Origin of the sequence: Geofilum rhodophaeum (genome assembly GCF_002210225.1) — a bacterium.
GTDB classification, from domain to species: Bacteria; Bacteroidota; Bacteroidia; order Bacteroidales; family Marinilabiliaceae; genus Geofilum; species Geofilum rhodophaeum.
Window position 1 is genome coordinate 186,993 of the sequence record NZ_MWUJ01000005.1, and the last position, 23,395, is coordinate 210,387.

Sequence of the window (23,395 nt, forward strand, 5' to 3'; positions counted from 1 at the left end):
TGGAGCCGGACTCCAACGCTTTTCTATTTTTAAAGGGCTTGGCCCGGTTCTATTTTTCTGCGGTTTCTAAAGCACGCTCCTCTTCTTCGGTAACGGCCTTCCAATTTTTATCGAAATACCGGATGGCAAAACGAGAAGCAAAATAGCTCCCGCCTATGGCAAAGAACCAAATGGAATACCACAGTATGGCGAATGCATAACTCATAAGTTCTCAGTTTTCTTGTTAGTAAATGTGCGAATCCTTGGACTCCAGCTCCTTGCGGTTCATTTTGTGCCGGTTGATGGCGCGCCAGGTGCACCAGATGTAGGCCACTACAAAGGGGACCATCAGCGACACGTAGCTCATTACCGTAAGGGTGAAGTGACTCGAAGAGCCGTTCATAATGGTGATGGAGCTTTGTAAATCGTAGCTCGATGGGTAAAAGGCGGTATTGTTGAAGCCAGCAACCAATAGGAGCGAGAATACGGTTAAAAACACGCCGCTACCACTGAACCAGATGCCGTTGTTGGCGGCCTTAAAAGTGCTGATAAAAATACCCCATTTAACCAGGGCCACACCGGCCACAAAAAGGAGGAGCACCACCGGCATTTCAATGAAATTGATGAAATACTTGTTGGCCTGCATAAATATTTCACCCGTTTCGGGGTTTACGGCATAGCCATCGCGCAGCAGCAGCCAAATCACAAAGACCAGGAAGAAGACCAGGAAGGGGACGGCATTCCGCAACAGACTCTTGCGCATGCGTGCGCTCAGCTCCTCTTCTCCTTCAATACTGTTGATGAAATACAGCAGGCCCAGCACTCGGGCCAAAAAGAAAATGGCCAGTCCCAGACTCAGGTTGTGCAAATTAAACAGCAATTCGATGCCCCGCAGGGGCGATTGCCAGAAGGACTGATTCATGTCGTTGATGGAGAAGGAAGAGCCGGTAAAGAAGCTGGCTACAACTACACCCACCAGAAATGTGCCAATCATACCATTGATAAACAAGAAAGTCTCGTAGGTACGGCTGCCCAAAAAATTGTCGGGCCAGGACCGGTATTCGTACGATACAGCCTGTATGATGAAGGCGAAGAGCAAGATCATCCATGCCCAGTAGGCACCGCCAAAACTGGTGCTGTAAAAGAGGGGGAAGGATGCAAAGAAGGCGCCCCCAAACACCACCAGGGTGGTGAAGGTGAATTCCCACTTTCGTCCCATGATGTTGATCAGCATGCTGCGCTCTTCCTTATTTTTGCTGAGCGTGGCAAAAAGGGTTTGCCCTCCCTGAACAAACATCAACAGTACCAGGGCCGCGCCCAGTGCCGATATGATTAGCCACCAGTATTGTTGCAGGGCCAAATGCGATAAGGTTTCAAACATTGCTTGGGTCCTCCTTCTTTTTAGGTCCGATCTTGATTTGCTTTACCATAATTTTTACTTCGGCTATGAACAGGGCAACAAAGACCAGGGCGAAGAGGCCGAAGGTCATGATTACCGAGGTGGTGTCGATGTGGGTAACAGCGGTCATGGTAGGCATCAAGTCCTGAATAACCCAGGGCTGACGACCTATCTCTGCCACTATCCATCCCGATTCAGAGGCCACAAAAGCCAAGGGGATGGTCCATACCGCAGCCCACAGCAGCCATTTCTTGTTGTGCAACTGATTGCGCATAACCAGGAAAAGGAAAACGGCAAAGAGCATCAGGAAGTACCCACCCAGTAACACCATAATGTGAAAGGCATAGAAAGTTAGGGATATGGGCGGAACGAGTGTAAAGGCATTCTTCTTCAGTTGTTCGGGATCGGGGTCGTAGAAATTGCCGTAGCCGAAGTAGCGCATATGGTTTTCGACGAAATCGGGGTCCTTGAATTGGGCTTCCAGCGCCAGAAACTCTGCCCCATTGGGATCTTCTTTCTGAGCCGCTTTATAGGCCAGCAGTTGTTGCTGCGCATAATAGCCGCGTTCAATTTTCTCGGGATAGGACATAATGCCCTGCTCCTCGTTGCCCAGCACCAGATCTTTGATGCCCGGTACGTAGGCTTTGGGGTCCATATGGGCCAGAATGGAGAGCATGGCTGGAATTTCAATCTTCATATAAAACTCCGCCTCGCTATTCTCGTCCATGTTTTTATGCAGGTCCTTGCCCTTTAAAAAACCCCAGGCAATGAGTGGTGCTTCGGTCTGCCCTTCATACAGGGCCTCCATAGCGGCAAATTTCATCGGCTGCGTTTTCACAATCTCTTTGGCCGATGAGTCGCCCGTGCCGATCAATACCAATGAACTGATGAGACCAAAAACACTGGCGATTACAATGCTTCGTTTGGCAAAGAGCAGCTCTCTCTTTTTAAGGAGAAACCAGCTGCTGACCCCCATTACAAACAGGGCTGAGAGAACGAAGCCGGAGGTTAGGGTATGCAGAAATTTATTGACCGCGGTTTCGGAAAACAGAACCGCCCAAAAGTTGACCATCTCATTTCGGACCGTGTCGGGATTGAAGACGGTGCCTACGGGGTTTTGCATCCAGGCATTGGCCACCAGAATCCATACAGCGGAAAGACTGGCGCCAACCGCCGCCAGCCAGGTGGCGGTGAGGTGAAAGCGCTTGCTTACCTTGTCCCAGCCAAAGAACATAACGGCAATGAAGGTGCTTTCCAGAAAAAAGGCCATAATGCCTTCAATTGCCAGCGGAGCGCCAAAAATATCTCCAACAAACCAAGAGTAATTGCTCCAGTTGGTGCCGAACTCAAACTCAAGAATGATGCCCGTGGCTATTCCAATGGCGAAGTTGATGCCGAAGAGTTTCATCCAGAATTTGGTGATCCGCTTCCATTCGGGATCCCCGGTGCGGTAATACATGGTCTCCATAAAGGCCAGCATGTAGGACAGTCCCAGCGTTAGCGGAACAAAGATCCAGTGGAACAAGGCGGTAAGCGCAAATTGTCCCCTTGACCAATTGACCAGTGCAAAGTCAATGTTCTCTAGCATTTTGTATTCGTTTTAATTATTTGTTGCAGCAAGAAAAATAAGAATATTTTCTCATTTATTAAGGAATAGGCTTTTGTTTTTGTTTAAAACGACCACAAAGAAAACAAATAAATCAGTAATGAAATACCTAAATAGAATATTTTTCCTTCTTTGGCAGCCGGCCGGGAGTCAACTTAATGATGGTTTTTCACGAGGGGCTTTGTTGGCCAAGGATATTTTTCTTTATTTTGGGCTGCTTAGTGATTTTGTTCTAAATATGAAAGTATGAAAATATTGAATGGGTTTATTGCAGGCCTGATGTTGGCCGGACTTTTTTCGTCCTGCAACAGCAGTCGGTCCAGTTGGTTGGTCGAAAGTCCCGATGGTGCACTTGCCGTAGAGCTGCATTTGTCGGCCTCAGGCGAGTTGTTTTATGATGTTGCTTATGGCGGTGAGCCTTTGATTGAGGCAGGGCGTATGGGTTTGGAAAGAAGCGATGCCAATTTTTCGGATCATTTGCAGATGTTGGAAGTGCTGCCTTTGGAGGTGCTCGAGGAAAGTTACCAACTGCATGCCGGTAAGTATTTGGACTATAAGCAGGTGTTTAATCAGCAGGTTTTTCGTTTAAAGAACAGCGATGGTGCTTTGCTCGAGCTGGAACTGCGTCTGGCCGACGACGGTCTGGCCTATCGGTACCGGTTTCCGGAGGCGGGGACCGAAGAAGTGGAAATTCTCCAAGAATTGAGTTCATACCGTTTTAGTGCGGGTACCAAGGGCTTTCTTTCTCCACTTGCTGTACCCAAAAGCGGCTGGGAAGCCACCAACCCTTCCTACGAGGAAAATTATTACACCGATGTCGTTCCCGGAACGCCGTCCCCACTGGGCTATGGTTGGGTGTATCCTGCTTTGTTTCAGAAGGGAGACTTGTGGATGCTGGTGGCTGAATCCGATTTGCACCGCGCTTATTGCGGCACGCGTCTGGTGCCCGGAGAGCGGGAGCTTGAGTACCGCTTGGGTTTTCCCGATGAGCGGGAAACTTTCACCAATTCTTATGTAAATCCCCGGACCGTTCTGCCCTTGACCACTCCCTGGCGTTTGATGGCGGTAGGCGACTTGGCTACCATCTTAACTTCCAGTCTGGGTACCGATCTGGCTGCTCCTGCTGTTGAAGGAGATTTTTCGTGGGTAAAGCCCGGGCGGGCCTCCTGGAGCTGGATCATGCTTAAGGATGAGTCGATTACCTGGGATGTTCAAAAGGCCTACATTGATTTTGCTGCCGATATGGGCTGGGAATATTGTCTGGTAGATGTTTCCTGGGACCGGATGATTGGTCGCGACCGCATGGGCGCACTCTCTGCCTATGCACAAAGTAAGGGCATAGGTCTTATTCTTTGGTACAATTCTGCCGGCGATTGGAACACCACGCCTTATACGCCTCGCGATCGTATGTTGACGCGGGAAAGTCGCAGGGCCGAAATGGCCTGGTTGCAGGAAATTGGCGTAAAGGGCATCAAGGTCGATTTTTTTGGCGGTGACGGCCAGCCGGTTATTGCTTACTATCATGATTTGTTTCGGGATGCCGCAGATTTTGGTCTCACCGTCAACACCCATGGAACGACCCTGCCCCGTGGCTGGCAGCGCACTTATCCGAACTTCCTGACCAACGAAGCAGTTAAGGGGATGGAGTTCATTACCTTTGAGCAGGAAAATGCCGATCAGGCTCCTTTTCATAACGTGATGCAGGTCTTTACCCGCAATGTTTTTGACCCTATGGATTACACACCTATGAATTTCAGTGGTCTGGGTCATGTTGAGCGAAAGACTACCGTCGCGCACGAGCTTGCGCTGCCCTTTCTCTTCACTTCGGGTATTCAGCATTTGGCGGAGACGCCGCAGGGGATGCAGGCTGTGCCCGCTTATGTTCGTGAGCTCGTGAAACAGCTGCCAGTGGGGTGGACCGATTTGCGTTTTTTGGGCGGTTACCCGGGAAAAGATGTGGTTCTGGCCCGCAAAGCCGATGACGGATGGTATGTGGCAGGAATCAATGGTGAAGCGGAAGCTAAAACCATGGAGCTGGACTTGACTTTTATTGGTGATTCTGTGGAGGGGCTTTGGGTTGGCGATGGCGAGGCCTGGGGAACTTTTAGCTCAACAACTGTACAGTCGGGACTTCTCGAAGTAGAGCTGCAGCCCAATGGCGGCTTTGTGCTGTATTTTTCTGGGGAATAAATGTTTGATGATCGAGAAGCAGTATGCAAAAAAGCCGGCGCAAGCCGGCTTTTTTTAGGTTAAAGATACTCACTTGGTGTTTTCTTGTAGAACTTTTTAAATACCCGGGAGAAGTATTTGGGGTCGTTGAAACCTACTGTGTAGGCCACTTCATTCACCGACATCTCTTTGGATTGTAAAAGCGGTAGTGCCTTTTTGAGTCGGAAAACTGTTATGAAGTCGTTGGGTGATAAATCAACCAGGGCTTTCAGTTTTTTATAGAGCAGAGAGCGACTCACAAACATTACTTCCGAAAAGAGCTCGACATTGAATTCCGGGTTGCCATAATGCGCTTCCATCGCTTCGTAAGTCTTTGCCAGAAATTTATCGTCCAGCGATTTGCTGTCGGGATTCACCGACGGAAGCTCCGCTTCACTGGTGAATAAGGTTCTCATTTTCTTTCGGGCATCAATAATGTTGTGGACCTTTGCCTTAAGGATGCTTAAATTAAAGGGTTTGGGAATGTAGTCGTCTGCCCCAAACTCCAGGCCTTCCAGTTGGTCCTCAAGCAGGGCTTTAGCGGAGAGCAGAAGTATCGGGATGTGACTGGTGTACAGGTTGCTTTTTATGCTTTTGCACATTTCAATACCATTCATTTCGGGCATCATAACATCTGAAATGATTAAGTCGGGCAGGTGCTTGCGTGCAAGCTCATAGCCCACCCTTCCGTTTTCTGCGGTAAGTACCCCATACGGGCCGCTCAACGCATTGGCCATAAACAGGGCCAACTCCCGATTGTCTTCTACGATCAGTATATTGGGGGAGTCCTCCTGTGGTTCTGAGGCCTCAGGAAAAAAGTTCTTATCGGCAGGCTCTTCCAATAAGGCCTGTATTTTACCGCTTATTTCCTCTGGGTCGAAAACAGCCAATTCATCGATTTCTGCTCCCTGGAAATCAGAAGCCTGCCAGGGTAAATAAACCAGGAAGCGGCTGCCATTGTGCCCATTCGATAAAACGCTGATGGAGCCATTCATCGCTTGCGTCAGCTCCTTGGCCAGTGCCAGACCTATGCCGGTTCCCTTAATCCCGGCTGCTTCGTTGTTTTGATAAAAGCGGTGAAAGACCTTGTCTTGCAACGGTTCAGGAATACCTGGTCCGCTGTCGCCTACTTCAATGACCAGGGAGCTTTTTCCTCTAATTTCTTCTTCGCGGAGATGAAGGCTTATTTCTCCTTTGTCAGGCGTGTACTTGAAGGCATTGGACAAAAGGTTGTAAAGAATGTTTTCCAGCTTTTCCCGATCGTACCAGTAGGGCCCCTCTCCAAGCTGATCAATTAATTTGTATCGAATGTTTTTCTGCTCTGCCAGTAGTTTAAATGCCTGAAATATCTCCACCACAAAACCACGAAGATCTTTGTTGTTGATGCGGACAGACAGGTTGCCACTTTCAATTTTCCGGAACAACAAGAGTTGATCAATCAACATATTGAGGCGACGGGCATTGCGTTGAATGGTGCTGAGTAGGTTAATGGCAAGATCTGGCAGGTGAACTTCGCGAAGCAGGCGCTCAATCGGAGTGATGATGAGGGTAAGAGGGGTTCGGAACTCATGAGAAATGTTGGTGAAGAAGCGCAGTTTGTTTTGATTGATGTGTTCTATTTCCTGATTCAGTTGAATCAGCCGGTCGCGCTGTTCCAGTATCTCTTGATTTTGTTTTTCCAGTTGTAATTTTTGCCCCTCTATTTGTAAGCTTTTCTTCTCCAGTGCGCTGTTTGTCTCTTGCAAAGTTTCTGCTTGTTCCCGCATCATTTGGTTCTGCTCTTCGATGCGTTTTGTGCGCTCGCCCACCATTCGTTCCAGTTTTGCCTTTTCAAGACGGAGGCGTTTGGTGTGGTGTTTAATGTATATGATCGTAAAGGTGATCACGGTAAGCACTAAAAGCACCAAAAACCAGCTGGTTTGCCAAAACGGAGGACGTATGGTTATACGCAGGTGGGTTTCCGGTCCCCAGACTCCTTCGCTGTTGCTGGCCTTAACACGAAAAAGGTAGCTGTCGCCTTTAAGGTTGGTGTAGGAGGCAATACGTTGATCAGAGCTGGTTTCCACCCAGTCTTTGTCAATGCCTTCCAGTTGGTAAGCGTATTTTGTTTTTCGCGATAAAAAGTAATCCAGGGCTGTAAATTCCAAAGAGAAAACATTGTCCTTATACGAGAGCGATAGCTCCCGGGTCTTTGGCAGGGGCTGTTCCAGGATGATCTGTCCGTGCCTTTGTTCGTTGATCTCAACACTTTGGTTAAAGATTTTGAGCGCCGATAAACTCACCCGCGGCTCGTGGGGGTATACCGGAAAGTTGGAGGGATAAAAATGATTTAAGCCGTTGATGCTGCCAAAAAGTAATTCACCGTCTTCGGTCTTTGCCGAAGCCGACCAATAAAACTGGTTGCTCAGCAAGCCGTCGTCTGTGAAAAAATTGTCGATGTGCTCCGTTTCCGGATCAATACGTGATAAGCCATAGTCGGTGCTGATCCAGATGTAGCCGGTGTCGTCCTGTTCCATAGCATAGACGACGTGATTGCTGAGACCCTCCTCTTTGGTGAAGTGCCGGAAGCTGAAAGCGCCATTTTGATTCAGCGTGGCCCTAACCAGACCGTCTCCATAGGTGCCTATCCAAATATTGCCTTTTTCATCCTCCAGCAAGGCGGTGATGTAGTTGCCCGGTAATTCATTGCTGCCCGGGTTGGGCGCGCTTTTGTAAACCTGCAGCTGGTGAGCCTTGCATAAGGCTTCCTCGGGTAAATTTAAGGCAGAGGTCGGAAAGTTGTAGAGCCCGTTGCGTGTGCCTATCCACAAAAGGTTGTTGCGGTCTTTCAACATGCAGCCAATTTCGCTGATGCCGCTGAGTGCGTTGTTGCTTTGGTTCAGGTCCAGAAACTGTTCCGACTGCATGTCGAGTATGGATAGGCCTCCTTCGGTTCCTATAAAGAGGAAGCCTCTTTCGTCGTAAAGCAAGGAGGAAACAAAGGCATTTTCGTAGCCGGTTTCCGGATCCGCCACCTTGGGTATGAGGGTTTTAAACTGACGGCCTTCCATTTTTGCCAGACCGCTGCCCCAGGTGCCGGCCCAAAGGGTTCCGTCTGGTGTTTTGGTGAGAGCCGGCAGGTAGTCGGAGGGCAAGGAGCTGGGATTGCCGGGTTGGTGGCGAAAGTGCTCGTACACCCCTGTAGGTCGGTGATAGCGATTGAGGCCCCCGCCGGCAGTGCCAATCCATACATAGGGGCCATCAACAAAAAGAGAATTGATGGTGTTTTCACTAAGGGTGTTGGTTTTGTTGGGTTCTCGGATTAAATGATGAAAGGGTTTTTGGTAGAGATTAAAGTGGTTGACTCCCCCTTTTTCGGTTCCAATCCACACATTGCCCTCAGAGTCGATTTCCAGGGTGTTTATAAACAGACTGTTGAGCGAGAAGTCTTTTTTTGTTTTGACCGGGAACGACTGGAAAGTTTTGGTTTCCGGTTGAAAAACATCCACTCCGCCAAGGGTGGCAACATAAATATTCCCTTTGAAATCCTGAACGATTTCATTGACCCGGTTGTGGCTGAGACTGGCAGGCTGACCCGGGTTGTGTTGAAACCACTCGTTGCGCCCATTTAGAGGATTAAAAACCCAAAGGCCGTTATAGGTCCCCACCCAAAGGTCGCCCTCCATCGTTTCGCAAATCGTCAAAATAAAGGCATCGCCCATATTGGCGCTGGTAAAATCGTGAAGTGTATTGCGTTGTTTGTCGGCCACAGCCAGTCCGTGATTGGTGCCAATTAAAAGCCGTCCATCCCTTGTTTGGGTGAAGGTGGTGACCTGATTACCTGGTAAGCTGCTGGTTTCGTAGGTGAAATGTTGTTGTTGGTAATGTTCGCCTTCCTTAGTAAGCAGAAATAGGCCGTGCTCGTAGGTTCCTATCCAGAGACGACTTTGGGTGTCTAAATATAAGGCCTGGATGTTGGGGCGTAAACCAACGCGATCCTTGTCGTCCAGGTTCAGGGTAAAGGGGGTAAAGGTTCCACTGCGTTGGCAGTACCGGGTTAATCCTTCGGTGGTTCCGATCCATATGGCGTCTTCTTCATCCTGTGCCAGAGCATTAACCAGATTTGAGGGCAACTGGGGTTTCCAGTAGTTTTGAAAACTGTAGCCGTCGTAGCGGCTCAGTCCGTTGCCCGTGGCCAGCCACAGGTAACCCATTTTATCTTTAAGAATACTGTTTACGGTGTTTTGTGGAAGACCCTCATCAATAGTCAGGTAGCGAATGTGGTAGTTGATCTCAGTCGTGGTGGTCTGAGCCTGGGATACAGCTACCCAAAAGGCAAGTACCGGCAGCCACATAACAGTTTTCTTCATAGCTCCTTTGCTTTATGTGGGTAAAAATAACAGAAGTTTCGCTAATTGTGCCTAAATCCTCACCCCAAAACGATAAGCGCCTTATCTTTGAACAAAAAGCCTTGGCCTATTTCGAGGAAAAAGCTGCAATAATCCACATTTTTTTGTAATATCGCAATCTGTCACAAGCAAATATGAACCTATGAAAAAAAATGCTATTCAAACTTTGGTGCTGGGCCTGTTGCCTGCGGCTTTTTTGGCTGTATCCTGTTCGGCACCTGTCGAATCCAACATTCAAAAGGAAGCCTTTGGACAACTGTCGTCGGGTGAGGAGGTCAGTATCTATACCCTCAGCAGCAGTACCGGTCTTAAGGCCCGCATTATGGATTATGGCGGCGCCATTGTGTCGCTGGAAGTACCCGATGCCCAGGGCGAGCTCACCGACGTGACCCTTGGTTTTGATAAACTGGCCGATTATGAGAAGCACCGGGTGTTTTTTGGTGCACTTATTGGTCGTTTTGGTAACCGCATCGCCAAAGGACAGTTCAGTATTGATGGTGAAGACTATCAGCTGGCTACCAACGATGGGCCCAATCATTTGCATGGCGGTATAATGGGCTATGATCGTGTGCTGTGGACCGCCGAACCGGTAGCGCATGCAACTGAGCCCGGCTTGCGTCTGACGTATTTTAGCGCAGACGGAGAGGAAGGTTATCCCGGAAATCTTGAGGTGACCGTAACCTACACCCTTAAAGGCAATGCCCTGGAGATTGCTTATGAAGCCACCACCGACAAGGCTACGCCAGTTAATCTGACCAACCACACCTTCTATAATCTGGCCGGGGAAGGAAATGTTTTGAATCATGAATTGACCATTGCCGCGCCTTATTACACCCCGGTGGATTCGACACTTATTCCTACCGGAGAATTGGTAGAAGTGGCCGGAACTCCCTTCGATTTTAACAGTCCCTATGCCATTGGAGCTCGAATCGCTGATGTTCCCGGAGGTTACGATCACAACTATGTTTTGGCCGAAGGGGAAGGGCTGCGTTTTGCTGCCAAGCTCAAGGATCCCCAAAGCGGTCGTTTTATGGAGATTCACACTACCGAGCCCGGTCTTCAGTTTTATTCCGGTAACTTTTTGGATGGCACCCAGTCGCGTGGCGACCGGTCCTACACCATCCATACCGGGCTGTGCCTCGAGACCCAGCATTTTCCTGATGCACCCAATCAACCGAACTTTCCTTCCACCATTTTACGTCCCGGAGAAAAGTATGAAAGTACTACTGTGATGACTTTTGGTGTGGAATAATAAACAAAGTCTGTTTACATTAAAAAGGGTGACCCGAATTCGGGTCACCCTTTTTTGGTTCGTGAATCTTTTTGATTGTGAGTGGGCTGTATGCCTTGGTACATCGGCGGTTATTCTCCTGATTCAACACATTTATCAATTTGTCCACCTAAAATATCTAAGCGTCCGCTGTGTTAAGAATGGTTAAATTTAATTTTACGCCGTGAAAGATTTCGTAACGTTTTTTCACAATGTGTTTAATAATTGTTTAAATTGAAATAGCCAATCAAGTTCTACCTTAAATGAGAGAAATGTTGCACTTACCTTTTATTTACGATTCGAAAAAGGGACCACCAGCGTCCTGTTTGATGGTCTGCGACACATAGGCATTAGCCTCTGTAGTGATGCCCATCGGAAGGGGCATCTGATGTAATAATTTAAAGAGAAGAAATTAATCAAATTTTATTCTATGAAAACAACAAAACTGATTAGAGGCGCTTTGTTCGCAGCAGTTTTGGCAGTATTTGCCTTAGTTGGGTGCGAAAAGTTGGAACCTTATTCCATTGATGCGCCAGACGACCTGCAGAGCAGGATCGATTCCATTGCTGCCGTTAAGGCCAGTCAGTCAACAGGCGATACCACCTATCTGGATATTGCAACCGCTTTAGTGGGCGCTGAAGACAACAGTGCAGCCTGGTGGACGGCATTTTCTGATTATTTTGTAATCCCCTCTAACAAGCTGTTGAGTTTGACGTTCATCAATCATGGCACAGGAGTTAATAACTGGGAAAATTGGAACCTTGCTGTTGTCAACGAGGTTGCCGACCGGGATGCTGATGGCTATGCAGAGTACTTTGTTCTTCGCTCCGATGCCTATGGTTGGGGAGGGACGATGGTCGATCAGGGCTATACGTTTGACTTGGCGCTGCTTGCACATAATTATGCGGAGGTGAGTGCTAATGAGGATTTCTGGGTAGATTTTCGTGCGACTATGGAAGGAGCCACTGTTACCTTAGAAATTGATCACTCTGCTTCTGGAAACGTATTTCTTACTGCGACTGCCGTGGGAACCAACGGAACAGAATTGGTGATGACTTATCAACAGCCGGTCTCGGCTACTGAGGATATTGTTGCGTTCTTAGTCGCAGATCATAGTCATTTTGAGATGAAGGAAGCCTATCTTATTCCTTCCAAAGTTACCGTGGTAGAAGACCAGATTGCCTCTTCAATTTCTGTTGCTGGTGCTCCCGAATTTGTAGAATTTGGAAATGACGATTTTTGGGGAGATGCTGTTGCTACGGTTACTTATGCCGATGGTTCTTCAGCCATTGTGGATACGGCCGATGTTACTTTTACTGTAGTGCCTGATATGAGTACGCTGGGTGAGAAAACCGTGAGCGTTGCCTACAGTAAGACTAAGAAAGGCGCCTATGGTCCGGCAGTTTCTACTTTCTATACTATTGAGGTAACCAACCCTGTCGCGAGTATGGAAATTACCTCTATGCCGGAGCTTACCGAATACCATTTCTTTGGCGAAGATTCGGTTTTGTTCAACACCAAAGGCCTGGTGGTTACCGCTACTTATTCGGATGAAACAACTGGTGTTTTAGCCAATTCAAGTCTTAAGTTTAGTAAGATTCCTGCCGTTGCAGGAGTTCAAAAGGCTGTGATTTCTTTTGAAGGAGCTGTCAGTACCGTAACGGTGGATTGCCCCATCACCATGACAGAGGGAATTGATCGGGTAGGTGCAGTTGATTTTTCTACTGGTTGGTGGCAGGAGTTCTCCGACGATTATGCGGTGGCAGCAGGAGAGAGTAAGACACTTACCATGTATTGCTATTCCAATGGCGTGAATCCCTATCACAGTCCCTCAACCATCCTTCGTGCAGGCGACTTGTCGGAATATGCGGTAGTGCGTATGGATAATTTCGGATGGGGAGATTATGGCTACGCAAGCGCTACTGCTACCAATGATTGGGATTTTGATAATTTCAATGCCAACATCAACGGTTCGAGAATAGTCATAACGGTTACCAACAATGGGGACGACACCGCCGATGTCAACTACGATGTTACTTATGTGAATGGTGAAACCCATTTCCAGAAGTACGAAGGCATTACAGTGGACAGCTCTGATTTGAATTGTGCACTCGTGCTCGAAGGAGCCTACCTCGTACTTGTAGATGTAGAATAATCATAAAGATAAAAACAGGAGAATTATGAAATATATTTTTTTAACTCTGTTGGGATTACTGGTGCTGGCACCGGCAACATATGCAGAAGCCAGCGACCGAGCTGAACAGTTGCAGCTGGCGCAATCGGACGAGATCACTGTTCAGGGTATGGTTATCGACGATTTTGGAGCGCCCCTGCCTGGGGCTACCATTCAGCAAGTGGGCACCACTCAGGGAAGTATTTCCGATATTGATGGTAAGTTTACCCTTTCGGTACCTGCTGACGCTGTTCTGGTAGTTTCTTTTGTCGGCTCAAAAAGCGTTGAGATTAATGTTGATGGACGTACCGACTTGGGCGTGATTACTTTGGTTTCAGACTTGATGGAACTCGACCAGGTTGTTGTAATTGGTTACGGTACGCAGCGTAAGGTTGACCTCACCGGTTCAGTCGCTGTAGTAAACACCGAAGAAATGAAGAAGGTGTCCCACTCGAACATATCTACTATGTTGGAGGGAAAGGTTGCCGGTGTGCAAATCACTTCCGACGGCCAGCCTGGTGCCGACCCAGCGGTGCGTATTCGTGGAATTGGAACTTTCCGTGATTCCAATCCGCTCTATGTTATTGACGGCGTGCCAATGGGAACAACCATTCGTGATTTTTCACCGAACGACATTGAAAGTCTCCAGGTCTTAAAGGATGCTTCTGCAGCCGCTATTTACGGATCACGAGCTGCCAATGGGGTGGTGATTATTACCACCAAACAGGGATCCAAAAACCAGAAAATGAAAATCGATTACAGTGGTTATTATGGTCTTGATGAAGTTCGGAAGGGTGTGTACGATGTAATGGACTCTAAGCAATATGGAGATTACTTACGTATGGCTTATGCAAACAGCGAAATGGATGTTCCGGCCGGATACAATCCCAACAGCCAAAAATACGTAGATCCCACTGTGGTTAATACCGATTGGTTTGAGGAAGCATTTAAAATCGGCGTTCGCCAGAATCACAACGTGAGTCTGTCCGGAGGTGGGGAAAACAATACCTATAATATTGGACTGGATTATTATAATCAGGAAGGTACCATGGAGGGAGCTGGCCCCAATTTTGAGCGCTATACGGCACGGATAAACAATACTATGGAAGTTAAATTCATTAAACTTCAAACCAGCATTGTTTACAGTCACAGCAACCAGGATAATATGGCCCTCAGCAACGCTAACGAGTACGTACAGGGTTTGTATGGTCAGCAGTTTCCGGTAATGGCCTCAGCATTGCTGTTGCCGCCAACGATAAAGGCCTACGATGAGTCGACCTGGGTTCTGGACGATAAAATTTCGTCAGCCTCTCAGTACAATTACGACTCCTATGGTTATGGTACTTATTATGACGATGTACATGGCGACCTAAGGGTCACCAATGTATTGTTGACCAACAATCTGTTGAAGAGAAATTCGGTGGTGGATCGTATTGTGGGTACAGGTACTGCAACGGTTGACTTTAATAAGATGCTTGGATTGGGAAGCGATAATCATACCTTCAATTACAAGCTTAATTTGTCGTACAATAAGACAACTGTAAAGGGTTTTACTTTTGTTCCTTCCTTTATTCAGAGTACGACCAACTATCTTGCCAAGAGTGGCGAGATTTTGACCCAGGAGTACCGTACTTATGGTGATTTGCTGGTCGAAAATCTTTTTAATTACGCTGGAGAGTTTGGTCGCAATAAGTTTGATGTGGTACTGGGCCAGACTTTTGAACGGAATATGCACCACAGATTAACCGGTAATGGTATTAATTTGAATGAACCGTATTTTTTGCAGCTGCAAAACGCGGCGGAGACCAATTCCGAAACTTATGAGGAAGAAAGCGTGTTGGCTTCTTACATCGGACGTCTCAATTATAATTATGACGATAAGTACCTTGTTTCGGCAACGGTTCGTTACGATGGATCCAGTCGGCTGTCAGCCGACGATCGGTGGGAATGGTTCCGTTCTGTGTCTGGAGGATGGCGTTTAGAGAAGGAGAACTTTTTCACGGTAGACCCTTCTATTGTTAATCTTTTGAAACTGCGCGGTAGTTACGGGGAATTAGGGAATCAGGCCATCGGCCCCAACGAATATATGGCGGTTATGGCTCGGAACGATTATACCTATAGTTTTGGCAATACTAAGGTTACCGGCTCCTCTATTTCAAATTACGTGAATGAATACATTCGTTGGGAGAGAAAGAAGACGCTTGATTTTGGTCTGGACCTGGGTATGTTTAATAACCAGTTGGAGTTCAACTTTGATTGGTATCGATCTACTTCGGAGGACTTGCTTTACGGTGTTGCTGTGCCTGCCAATGCCGGCGCAACCAACGCCGAAGTGACGATGAATGCAGCCACTCTGGAGAATTCTGGTCTGGAATTTTTATTGACCTATCGCAATCGCAACAATGCTGTTAAGTACGATATAACCGCGAACTTCTCCACCCTTAATAATGAGGTGAAAAAGCTTGGAGTACTTAATACTCCGGTGACTCAGGCTTACACCCGTACAGAGGTTGGGCGTGAGGTCGGCGCCTTCTACGGTTATGTTTATGAGGGGATTTTTCAAACGCAGACCGAAATTGACAGCCGTGTAAATGCTGAAGGTGTATACATCAATCAGCCCGGAGCCCAACCTGGTGACGTGGCTTATGCCGACGTTAATAACGATGGAGAAATCACTAACGAGGATCAGACTTATCTTGGCAGTGGAATTCCGGACTATCACTTTGGGTTGAATGCCGGGATAGAGTGGAATAATTTTGATTTGAGTATTGCCTCCTACGGTGCAGCAGGTTTTCAAGTAGTTGATTTTGTTGATGTGATGTTAACTAATTCTTATGGGACACTTAATAAGAGTGTTGACTTGTTGAATGCCTGGACACCCGACAATACCAATACCGATGTGCCACGTGTGGCTTATAAGTCTCCCGGCTCCATCAATAACGATATGTTCAGCGAGCGCTTTTTACAAGATGCAGCCTATCTTAAAATTGCAAACGTTACCTTGGGTTACAATTTTCCCGACAGATGGTTCAGCGGTGTTGTAACCAACGTGCGCGCATATGTAACCGGTCAAAACCTGGCCACCATTACCAAGTATAAAGGCTATAATGTTGATTTTGCAGGAGGGACCTTTAGTCCAGGATACAACTATTCCTCTTACCCAACACCCCGTACCGTATTGTTTGGTATGAACTTTTCATTCTAAGTCAGTATTTTAAAAATAAAAATACACACACATGAAAAATTTGAATAAAATATTTATAATGTTGGTGCTCATCGCGGGGCTAAGCTCCTGCGAGGACGAACTCAATGTTGTAAACACCAATCAGCAAACAACTTTTGGCTTTGGAGATACTGAGGCCGACCTCCAGGAGGTTGTTATTGCCAGTTACAACCGCATTCGTCTGGAGGGTTCTTTTGCTCGCGTGGGTTACACGATGGATGCCGTTCGTGGCGATGAGGTATGGAACTCTTCTCAGCAGTGGTATCTTGAGTACGACAACCTGACTTCACCAGGAACTATTGATATTGGAGACCAGTGGATTTGGCGCGATTGGTTTCATGTTGTAAACCGTACCAATTTTATTCTATCCAAGGTTGATGGTGTTCAGATGTCTGAGGATGCTTATAATCAAATTGCCGGGCAGGCATACTTTCTTCGAGCCCTGGCATACTATCATTTGTCGACCTATTACCAAAATGTTCCGTTGATCGTTGATTACGCGGCTTATTCAGATCTCTCCACCTTGTATGCGTCCAATAGTACTCAGGATGCCATCTTTGATCAGATTGAGTCTGATTTGGGAGAAGCTATGAAGATGCTGCCTTCACGTGATGAAGGTGGGGAATGGGCCAAGGGACGCGCTACTTGTGGTGCTGCTGCCGGATATATGGCTCGGGCACTAATGTTCCGACATAAGTTTGACGAGGCTTATCCCATTCTGAAGGACATTATAGCCGGCAAGTATGGTCATTATGAACTGACTGCTGATTATGGCGATAACTTTAGAGAAGGCGCTGAATATGAGAATAACGTGGAGAGTCTTTTTGAGGTGCAGTTTATGGATTTTGGAACAGGAGGCACTGATGAAGAGTGGACCCCTGTGAATATCAGTCCGGATGCCACTCAGGGACATGCCGTAGAGAGTAATTTTGCATCACAGGAATTGGGTAGTTGGGGCGACCTGGCCGGAGCTCCCTGGTTGTATTATCTGTTTAAAGAAGAGAAGTCCACCGATGGCCGTCTGGATCCTCGTTTGTTTTGGACTTTGGTGACTTATGAGCCAGAGTATGGCAGTTATACCGGTCAGAATACTGCCGCTTACCCAAATGGTGATCCCAGAAGCAATGTGGTTTACCAAGAAGAACTTACAGATACTCCCCTCTCAAATAATGCGCAGGGCGGAATTTCTATTGCTAAGTTCACCAATGCCCGTAATAATATTTACAGCTCAATTACCAACGGGTTGCAGTGTGGTGTTAACCTTCGATTGATGCGTTACAGTGATGTGTTGTTGCGTGCTGCCGAGTGTGAAAACGAACTGAATGGTCCCACCCAGTTGGCTATTGATTACATCAATGAGGTACGTCGTCGTGTGGCTTTGCCCGATCTGGAGCTGGCTGATTTTCCCACTGCCGATCATCTGTTTGAGCAGATTGCGAATGTGGAGCGTCCTAAGGAATTTGGTTGTGAAAATGGAAGAGGGATTGATCTTATTCGTTGGGGATTCTTCTACGATGAGGGTCGATTGAACCAATTGAAGGCGCATGGTTATTATAAACTGCCTGGCGAAGATGAGGCCGTTGTTGCCATTTCTGAGCCGCTTAATGCTGAGAATGCTACTGGCTCCACTTTTCAGAACTTTTATAAGGGACATGAGTATTTCCCCATCTTTCAGGGAACGCTTAATGCCAATCCTAGTTTGGAAGGTAATTCGGCCAATAAAAATGAGGACAATGGTCCTGCTTTCCGCGAAAAGTACAACATTCGTCCCGTGGTAGATTTGTAGAGAAGAATTTGATTGCCTAATTCTGAAACTTCCTTAGCAACGTATTCGTTTTATGTTGATAAGGAAGTTTCTTATCTAAATGTAACAGACATGAGTTTAAAAAATGTGTTGTTTTGGATCGTCGCTTTGATGATGTTGACTTTGGCAGGGTGTAAGGACGACGATATTACACCGAATGGAGAAGAGCCTGAACCTGAGCCCGAGCCTACGGAGTGGAGCATACCGACCTATGCCGATGATTATTCGCCGATAGCAGCTTGGTCGCTGCGTAACCAGTGGAATCTGGCCAATGTGCACGATCCTTCGGTAGCTTATTACAACGGGTATTATTACATGTACGGAACCGATGCTTCGTATGGCAATGAGCATGAGGGGCACGGCCACTTTCAGGGTAAGCGCTCCAGGGATTTGGTGAATTGGGATTGGGTTGGGGGACCCTTCTATGATGATCCTGCCTGGGTGGCAGACTCCCTGAATGCCATTCGCTCGCGAATGGGGCTCGAAACCATTCCTGAGAATGAAATTAATTATGGTTATTGGGCACCGGTGGTACGCAGAGTGAATGTTGACGGGCAAGAGATCTTGCGTATGTATTACAGCATCATCATCGATAATTACATTGAAACAGGCAAAGCCAATACCCCAGCTAATTTTGATGGAAGTTGGGTCGAGCGGGCCTTTATTGGGGTGTGCGAATCGACCGACCCTGCCGGAGCAGTGTGGGTGGACAAAGGTTTTGTAACCACTTCGTCGTCCGACCGTGGACTGGATTACAGTCGGTCCGGGACCAACGATTGGAGTGCCTATTTCTACTACAACGCCATAGATCCCACCTACATTGTTACGCCTGAGGGCAAGCATTTCTTAATTCATGGCTCATGGCACAGTGGTTTTGCTTTGCTGGAGGTGGATGCCGCAACGGGTAAGCCGCTTAATACACTGGGTGAACCCTATGCAGATAGTGCCAGCGAACTGGTTCAGCGCTATGGTCTGAGAGTAGGCACTCGTACGGCTTCTTCTCGTTGGCAGGGGAGTGAAGCCCCTGAGATCATTTACAAAGATGGTTACTATTATTTGTTTATGGCTTATGATGGTTTGGATGTGCCCTATAATACGCGGGTGGTTCGCAGTGAAAACATCGAAGGGCCCTATCTGGATATTACAGGCCGTAATTTCACCAATGGTCGGGGCGACAGCTATCCGATTGTAACACATCCCTATAAGTTTAATCTTCATCACGGATGGGTGGGTATTGCACACTGTGCTATTTTTCAAGAGGAAGGCAGTGGCGATTGGTTTTACATGTCGCAGGGCCGACTCCCAGCAAATGTAAACGGAAATCCCTACTCCAATGCCTTGATGATGGGGCATGTGCGTCGTATTGTGTGGTGTCCTGCTTCCATAGACGAACCCGACAACCTGTGGCCGCTTGCCCTGCCTCAGCGCTATGCTGCGGTACCCGACGATGAACCCATTACCAGTGATTTGCTGGTGGGAACCTGGGAGCACATGAAGCTCGAATACACCTATGCCCAGCAGAATACTGCTAAGTCTTTGACGCTGAATGCCGATGGCACTATGTCCGGAGCGCTTTCCGGTTCATGGAGTTACGACGAAGCCAAAAAGCAACTGACGCTGGGTAATGTGATTGTTTGTGTGGAGCGTGAAGTCGATTGGGAAGCCAGTCCACGTAAAGTCACTTTGGTATATGCCGGTACCGAGAAAAGCTTGAACGGCACTTACTGGGGCAAAAAGAAATAGTTTAATGTTTTAAGAAAATAAAAAAGTCTGCCCGGCATTTGGGCAGACTTTTTTATTATTATGCTAAAGCCCTGTAATCAGGCTGCAGTCGCAAGGGCTTTTTAATTTACGGCCTTTATTTGTACTCGTCCCAGCTCTTGATGGAGATGTCGTCCATGCCCATTTTACAGAAGGAGGCGATGAAGGCCGAGGCCAGTCGCGCATTGGTAATCAAGGGGATGTTGAAGTCCACACTGCTCCGGCGAATCTGGTAACCGTTGCGCAATTCGTCCTTGCTCAGGTTTTTGGGGATGTTGACCACCAGGTCGATCTTCTTTTCGCGGATGTAGTCCATGGTATTGGGCTGAAGATCGGGCTGATCGGGCCAGTGCAAGAGCGTGGTGGCTACGCCGTTTTCGGCAAAGAAGCGGTGGGTGCCTTCGGTGGCAAAAAGCTTGTAGCCTTTTTGCTCCAGCATGCGGGCACTGCCCAGGAGTTCAATTTTGTCGCGCAGCGGTCCCGAAGAGATCAGCACACTCTTTTTGGGAATGCGGTAGCCTACCGAAAGCATCGCCTGAAGAACGGCATCGTAGTAATTTTCGCCAATGCAGCCCACCTCGCCGGTTGAGGCCATGTCCACACCCAGCACCGGGTCGGCCTGCTGCAGGCGCGCAAAGGAAAACTGGGGTGCCTTGATCCCTACGTAATCGAGCTCGAAGAAACTCTTACCCGGCTTTTCTACCGGCAGGTCGAGCATTACGCGGGTCGCCATGTCGATGAGGTTTACTTTAAGCACCTTGGAGACAAAGGGGAAGGAGCGCGAGGCCCGAAGGTTGCACTCAATCACCTTAATGTCGTTGTCTTTGGCCAGCAGCTGCATGTTAAAGGGGCCGGAGATGTTAAGCGCTGCCGCTATCTGGCGTGAGATGCGCTTGACCCGACGGATGGTTTCAACGTAGAGCTTTTGGGGCGGGAATACGATGGTGGCATCGCCCGAGTGCACCCCGGCAAATTCGATGTGCTCCGATATGGCGTAGGCCACTACCTCGCCCTTGTTGGCCACGGCATCGACCTCAATCTCCTTGGCCTGCTCAATAAACTCGGAGACCACCACGGGGTACTGTTTCGATACATTGGCCGCCAGCTGCAGGAAATGCTCCAGCTCGTCGCGGTTGCTTACCACATTCATTGCTGCGCCCGAAAGCACGTAGGATGGGCGCACCAGGACCGGAAATCCCACCTGGTCGACAAAGGCAAAGATGTCTTCCACCGAGGTCAGCTCACTCCAGCGGGGCTGGTCGATGTTCAGTTCATCCAGCAGGGAGGAAAACTTCTGACGGTTCTCGGCCCGGTCGATGTCCTCCGGCGAAGTGCCCAAAATGGGCACTTTTTGGCGGTGAAGGCGCATGGCCAGGTTGTTCGGTATTTGCCCTCCCACCGAAATCACCACCCCCTTGGGTGCCTCCAGGTCGGTGATGTCCAGCACCCGTTCGAGCGTCAACTCGTCGAAAAATAGGCGGTGGCACACATCGTAATCGGTACTCACGGTCTCCGGATTGTAATTGATCATCACGGAGCGGAAGCCTTGCTGGTTAACCGTCTCCACGGCATTTACACTGCACCAGTCGAACTCCACACTGCTGCCGATGCGGTAGGCGCCGGAACCCAGTACCACCACCGACTTTCCGTCGCGCTCAAACTCCACATCGTTTTCCTTACCGTTGTAGGTCAGGTAGAGGTAGTTGATTTTGGCCGGGAATTCGCCGGCCAGGGTGTCGATTTGTTTCACCACCGGGAGGATGGCACGCTTTTTACGGTGACTGCGCACCTTGGTAATGCCTTCCTCCATTTGCAGGGCGGGTGTTTTAAGGACCAGTCGCGCCAGCTGAAAATCGGAGTAGCCCATCTGCTTGGCCCGCAGCAGGAGCGCGTCGGGCAGGGATTCCAGATTGTTGAAGTTTTTCAGTTCGTTTTTGAGCTCGTGAATATTCTTCAGTTTGTCGAGAAACCAGCGGTCTATTTTACTCAGTTGATGAATTTCTTCCACGTCCAGGCCCTGCTCAAAACCTTCGGCTATGGAGAAGATCCGTTGGTCGGTGGGCTCGCTCAGCTCTTTGCGCACATCGGTGTTTTTCAGCGGCTGATTGGCCACAAACCCGTGCATGCCCTGGCCCACCATGCGCAAGCCTTTTTGTATCACCTCTTCAAAGGTGCGACCGATGGCCATGATTTCGCCCACACTCTTCATGCTGGACCCGATATTGCGCGACACTCCAGTAAATTTGCCCAGGTCCCACCGTGGAATCTTACACACAATGTAATCGAGCGCCGGCTCAAAGAAGGCGGAGGTTACCTTGGTCACCGAGTTTTTTAGCTCATGCAGGCCATAACCCAGTCCCAGTTTAGCCGCCACAAAAGCCAGCGGGTAGCCGGTGGCCTTGGAGGCCAGGGCACTGGAGCGCGACAAGCGGGCATTGACCTCAATGACCCGATAATCCTCCGACTCCGGGTCCAAGGCATATTGTACATTACATTCGCCCACGATGCCGATGTGGCGCACAATTTTAATGGCCAGTTCGCGCAATTTGTGGTATTCCGAATTGCTCAGGGTCTGTGAGGGCGCCACCACAATGCTCTCCCCGGTGTGGATGCCCAGGGGGTCGAAGTTTTCCATGTTGCAGACGGTGATGCAATTGTTGTAGGCATCGCGCACCACCTCGTATTCGACTTCCTTCCAGCCCTTGAGCGATTCTTCCACCAAAATCTGTCCGGAGTACGAAAAAGCATTGTCGGCCCGCATACGCAACTCCTTGGGGTTGGAGCAAAAGCCACTGCCCATCCCGCCCAGGGTATAGGCGGCACGTACTATAATGGGGTAGCCGATGCCCTCGGCCGCCTTTAATGCTGCATCTACCGAAGTCACCGCAATGCTCTTGGGGGTTTTGACATCGATCTCAGCCAGTTTGCCGGCAAAGATTTCCCGGTCTTCGGTATCGATGATACTCTGCACCGGCGTGCCCAGTACTTTTACGCCGTATTTTTCAAAGATGCCCTGCTCGTAGAGTTGCACCCCGCAATTAAGGGCTGTTTGTCCCCCAAAAGCAAGGAGAAGTCCATCGGGCTTCTCCTTGATCAAAACTTGCTCCACAAAATAAGGGGTGACGGGAAGAAAATAGATCTTGTCCGCCAGTTTTTCCGAGGTCTGCACCGTGGCGATATTGGGATTGATGAGTACGGTGTAAATGCCTTCTTCTTTTAGGGCCTTAATGGCCTGGGAGCCGGAATAGTCGAATTCTCCTGCTTCCCCGATTTTAAGTGCCCCGGAGCCGAGGATCACCACCTTATTTACTTTTTTCTTCATAACGGAACGAGTTTGTTTGTGCAAAGTTACATCATCTGCGGCAAATATTTAAGACCATAAGGGGTGATTTTTGCATATTTTATGAATAATTTTCTTCGGACATCTGCGTCGTGTCCGGGCGACTCCAACTCGAATTTTTTGCCAGTATATTCTATAAATGCAGCTGCTGTTAAACAGTTTTAAAAAAAGAGCCTTTTCTTTTTGGCTTTGGGAATATTTGTATAATTTTGCAGTTTCCTTGTATAATTATTCGGCCAAATGG

Annotated in this window: 11 protein-coding genes; 6 read left to right on the forward strand and 5 right to left on the reverse strand. The window is 48.4% G+C overall.

What is annotated here, in order from left to right:
- Positions 1–49: 49 nt before the first annotated feature.
- The 3 genes from B4W65_RS17285 to B4W65_RS07070 are packed head-to-tail and all read right to left on the reverse strand — an operon-like array spanning position 50 to position 2,966.
- The gene (locus B4W65_RS17285; RefSeq protein ID WP_158522797.1) at positions 50–205 is read right to left on the reverse strand and encodes a hypothetical protein; all 156 of its coding nucleotides are present in this window, start codon (positions 203–205) and stop codon (positions 50–52) included.
- 18 nt (positions 206–223) lie between these two features.
- Entirely contained in the window at positions 224–1,360 is a 1,137-nt protein-coding gene (gene cydB, locus B4W65_RS07065) for a cytochrome d ubiquinol oxidase subunit II (protein WP_088654432.1), read from the reverse strand.
- Positions 1,353–2,966 (reverse strand): cytochrome ubiquinol oxidase subunit I, encoded by a 1,614-nt coding sequence (locus B4W65_RS07070; RefSeq protein ID WP_088654433.1) that lies wholly within the window; start codon positions 2,964–2,966, stop codon positions 1,353–1,355. Before B4W65_RS07070 ends, cydB begins: the two co-directional genes overlap by 8 nt.
- A gap of 264 nt (positions 2,967–3,230) precedes the next feature.
- Here B4W65_RS07070 and B4W65_RS07075 point away from each other — a divergent pair, with 264 nt between their 5' ends.
- Positions 3,231–5,174, forward strand: a complete 1,944-nt coding sequence (locus B4W65_RS07075; RefSeq protein WP_088654434.1) for a glycoside hydrolase family 97 protein — start codon at positions 3,231–3,233, stop codon at positions 5,172–5,174.
- Between the two features lie 59 nt (positions 5,175–5,233).
- On the opposite strand, the gene B4W65_RS07080 is transcribed toward B4W65_RS07075, so the two are convergent.
- Positions 5,234–9,541: a hybrid sensor histidine kinase/response regulator transcription factor gene (locus tag B4W65_RS07080; RefSeq protein WP_088654435.1), complete on the reverse strand. Its 4,308-nt coding sequence runs from the start codon at positions 9,539–9,541 to the stop codon at positions 5,234–5,236.
- A gap of 181 nt (positions 9,542–9,722) precedes the next feature.
- Between B4W65_RS07080 and B4W65_RS07085 the strand changes: the two genes are divergently transcribed.
- The 5 genes from B4W65_RS07085 (at position 9,723) to B4W65_RS07105 (ending at position 19,793) form a co-directional block, all read left to right on the forward strand.
- Positions 9,723–10,832 carry an aldose epimerase family protein gene (locus B4W65_RS07085; protein ID WP_088654436.1) on the forward strand — a complete coding sequence of 370 codons (1,110 nt, stop codon included), beginning with the start codon at positions 9,723–9,725 and terminating at the stop codon, positions 10,830–10,832.
- A gap of 448 nt (positions 10,833–11,280) precedes the next feature.
- Positions 11,281–13,005, forward strand: a complete 1,725-nt coding sequence (locus B4W65_RS07090) for a hypothetical protein (protein ID WP_088654437.1) — start codon at positions 11,281–11,283, stop codon at positions 13,003–13,005.
- 25 nt (positions 13,006–13,030) lie between these two features.
- Positions 13,031–16,228: a SusC/RagA family TonB-linked outer membrane protein gene (locus B4W65_RS07095; RefSeq protein ID WP_088654438.1), complete on the forward strand. Its 3,198-nt coding sequence runs from the start codon at positions 13,031–13,033 to the stop codon at positions 16,226–16,228.
- Between the two features lie 31 nt (positions 16,229–16,259).
- Complete coding sequence (locus B4W65_RS07100; protein WP_088654439.1) at positions 16,260–18,032, forward strand: RagB/SusD family nutrient uptake outer membrane protein; 1,773 nt, start codon at positions 16,260–16,262, stop codon at positions 18,030–18,032.
- 90 nt (positions 18,033–18,122) lie between these two features.
- Positions 18,123–19,793, forward strand: coding sequence for an arabinan endo-1,5-alpha-L-arabinosidase (locus B4W65_RS07105; RefSeq protein ID WP_088654440.1), 1,671 nt, complete (start codon positions 18,123–18,125; stop codon positions 19,791–19,793).
- Between the two features lie 115 nt (positions 19,794–19,908).
- On the opposite strand, the gene carB is transcribed toward B4W65_RS07105, so the two are convergent.
- Positions 19,909–23,133, reverse strand: a complete 3,225-nt coding sequence (carB, locus tag B4W65_RS07110) for a carbamoyl-phosphate synthase (glutamine-hydrolyzing) large subunit (protein ID WP_088654441.1) — start codon at positions 23,131–23,133, stop codon at positions 19,909–19,911.
- Positions 23,134–23,395: the final 262 nt, after the last annotated feature.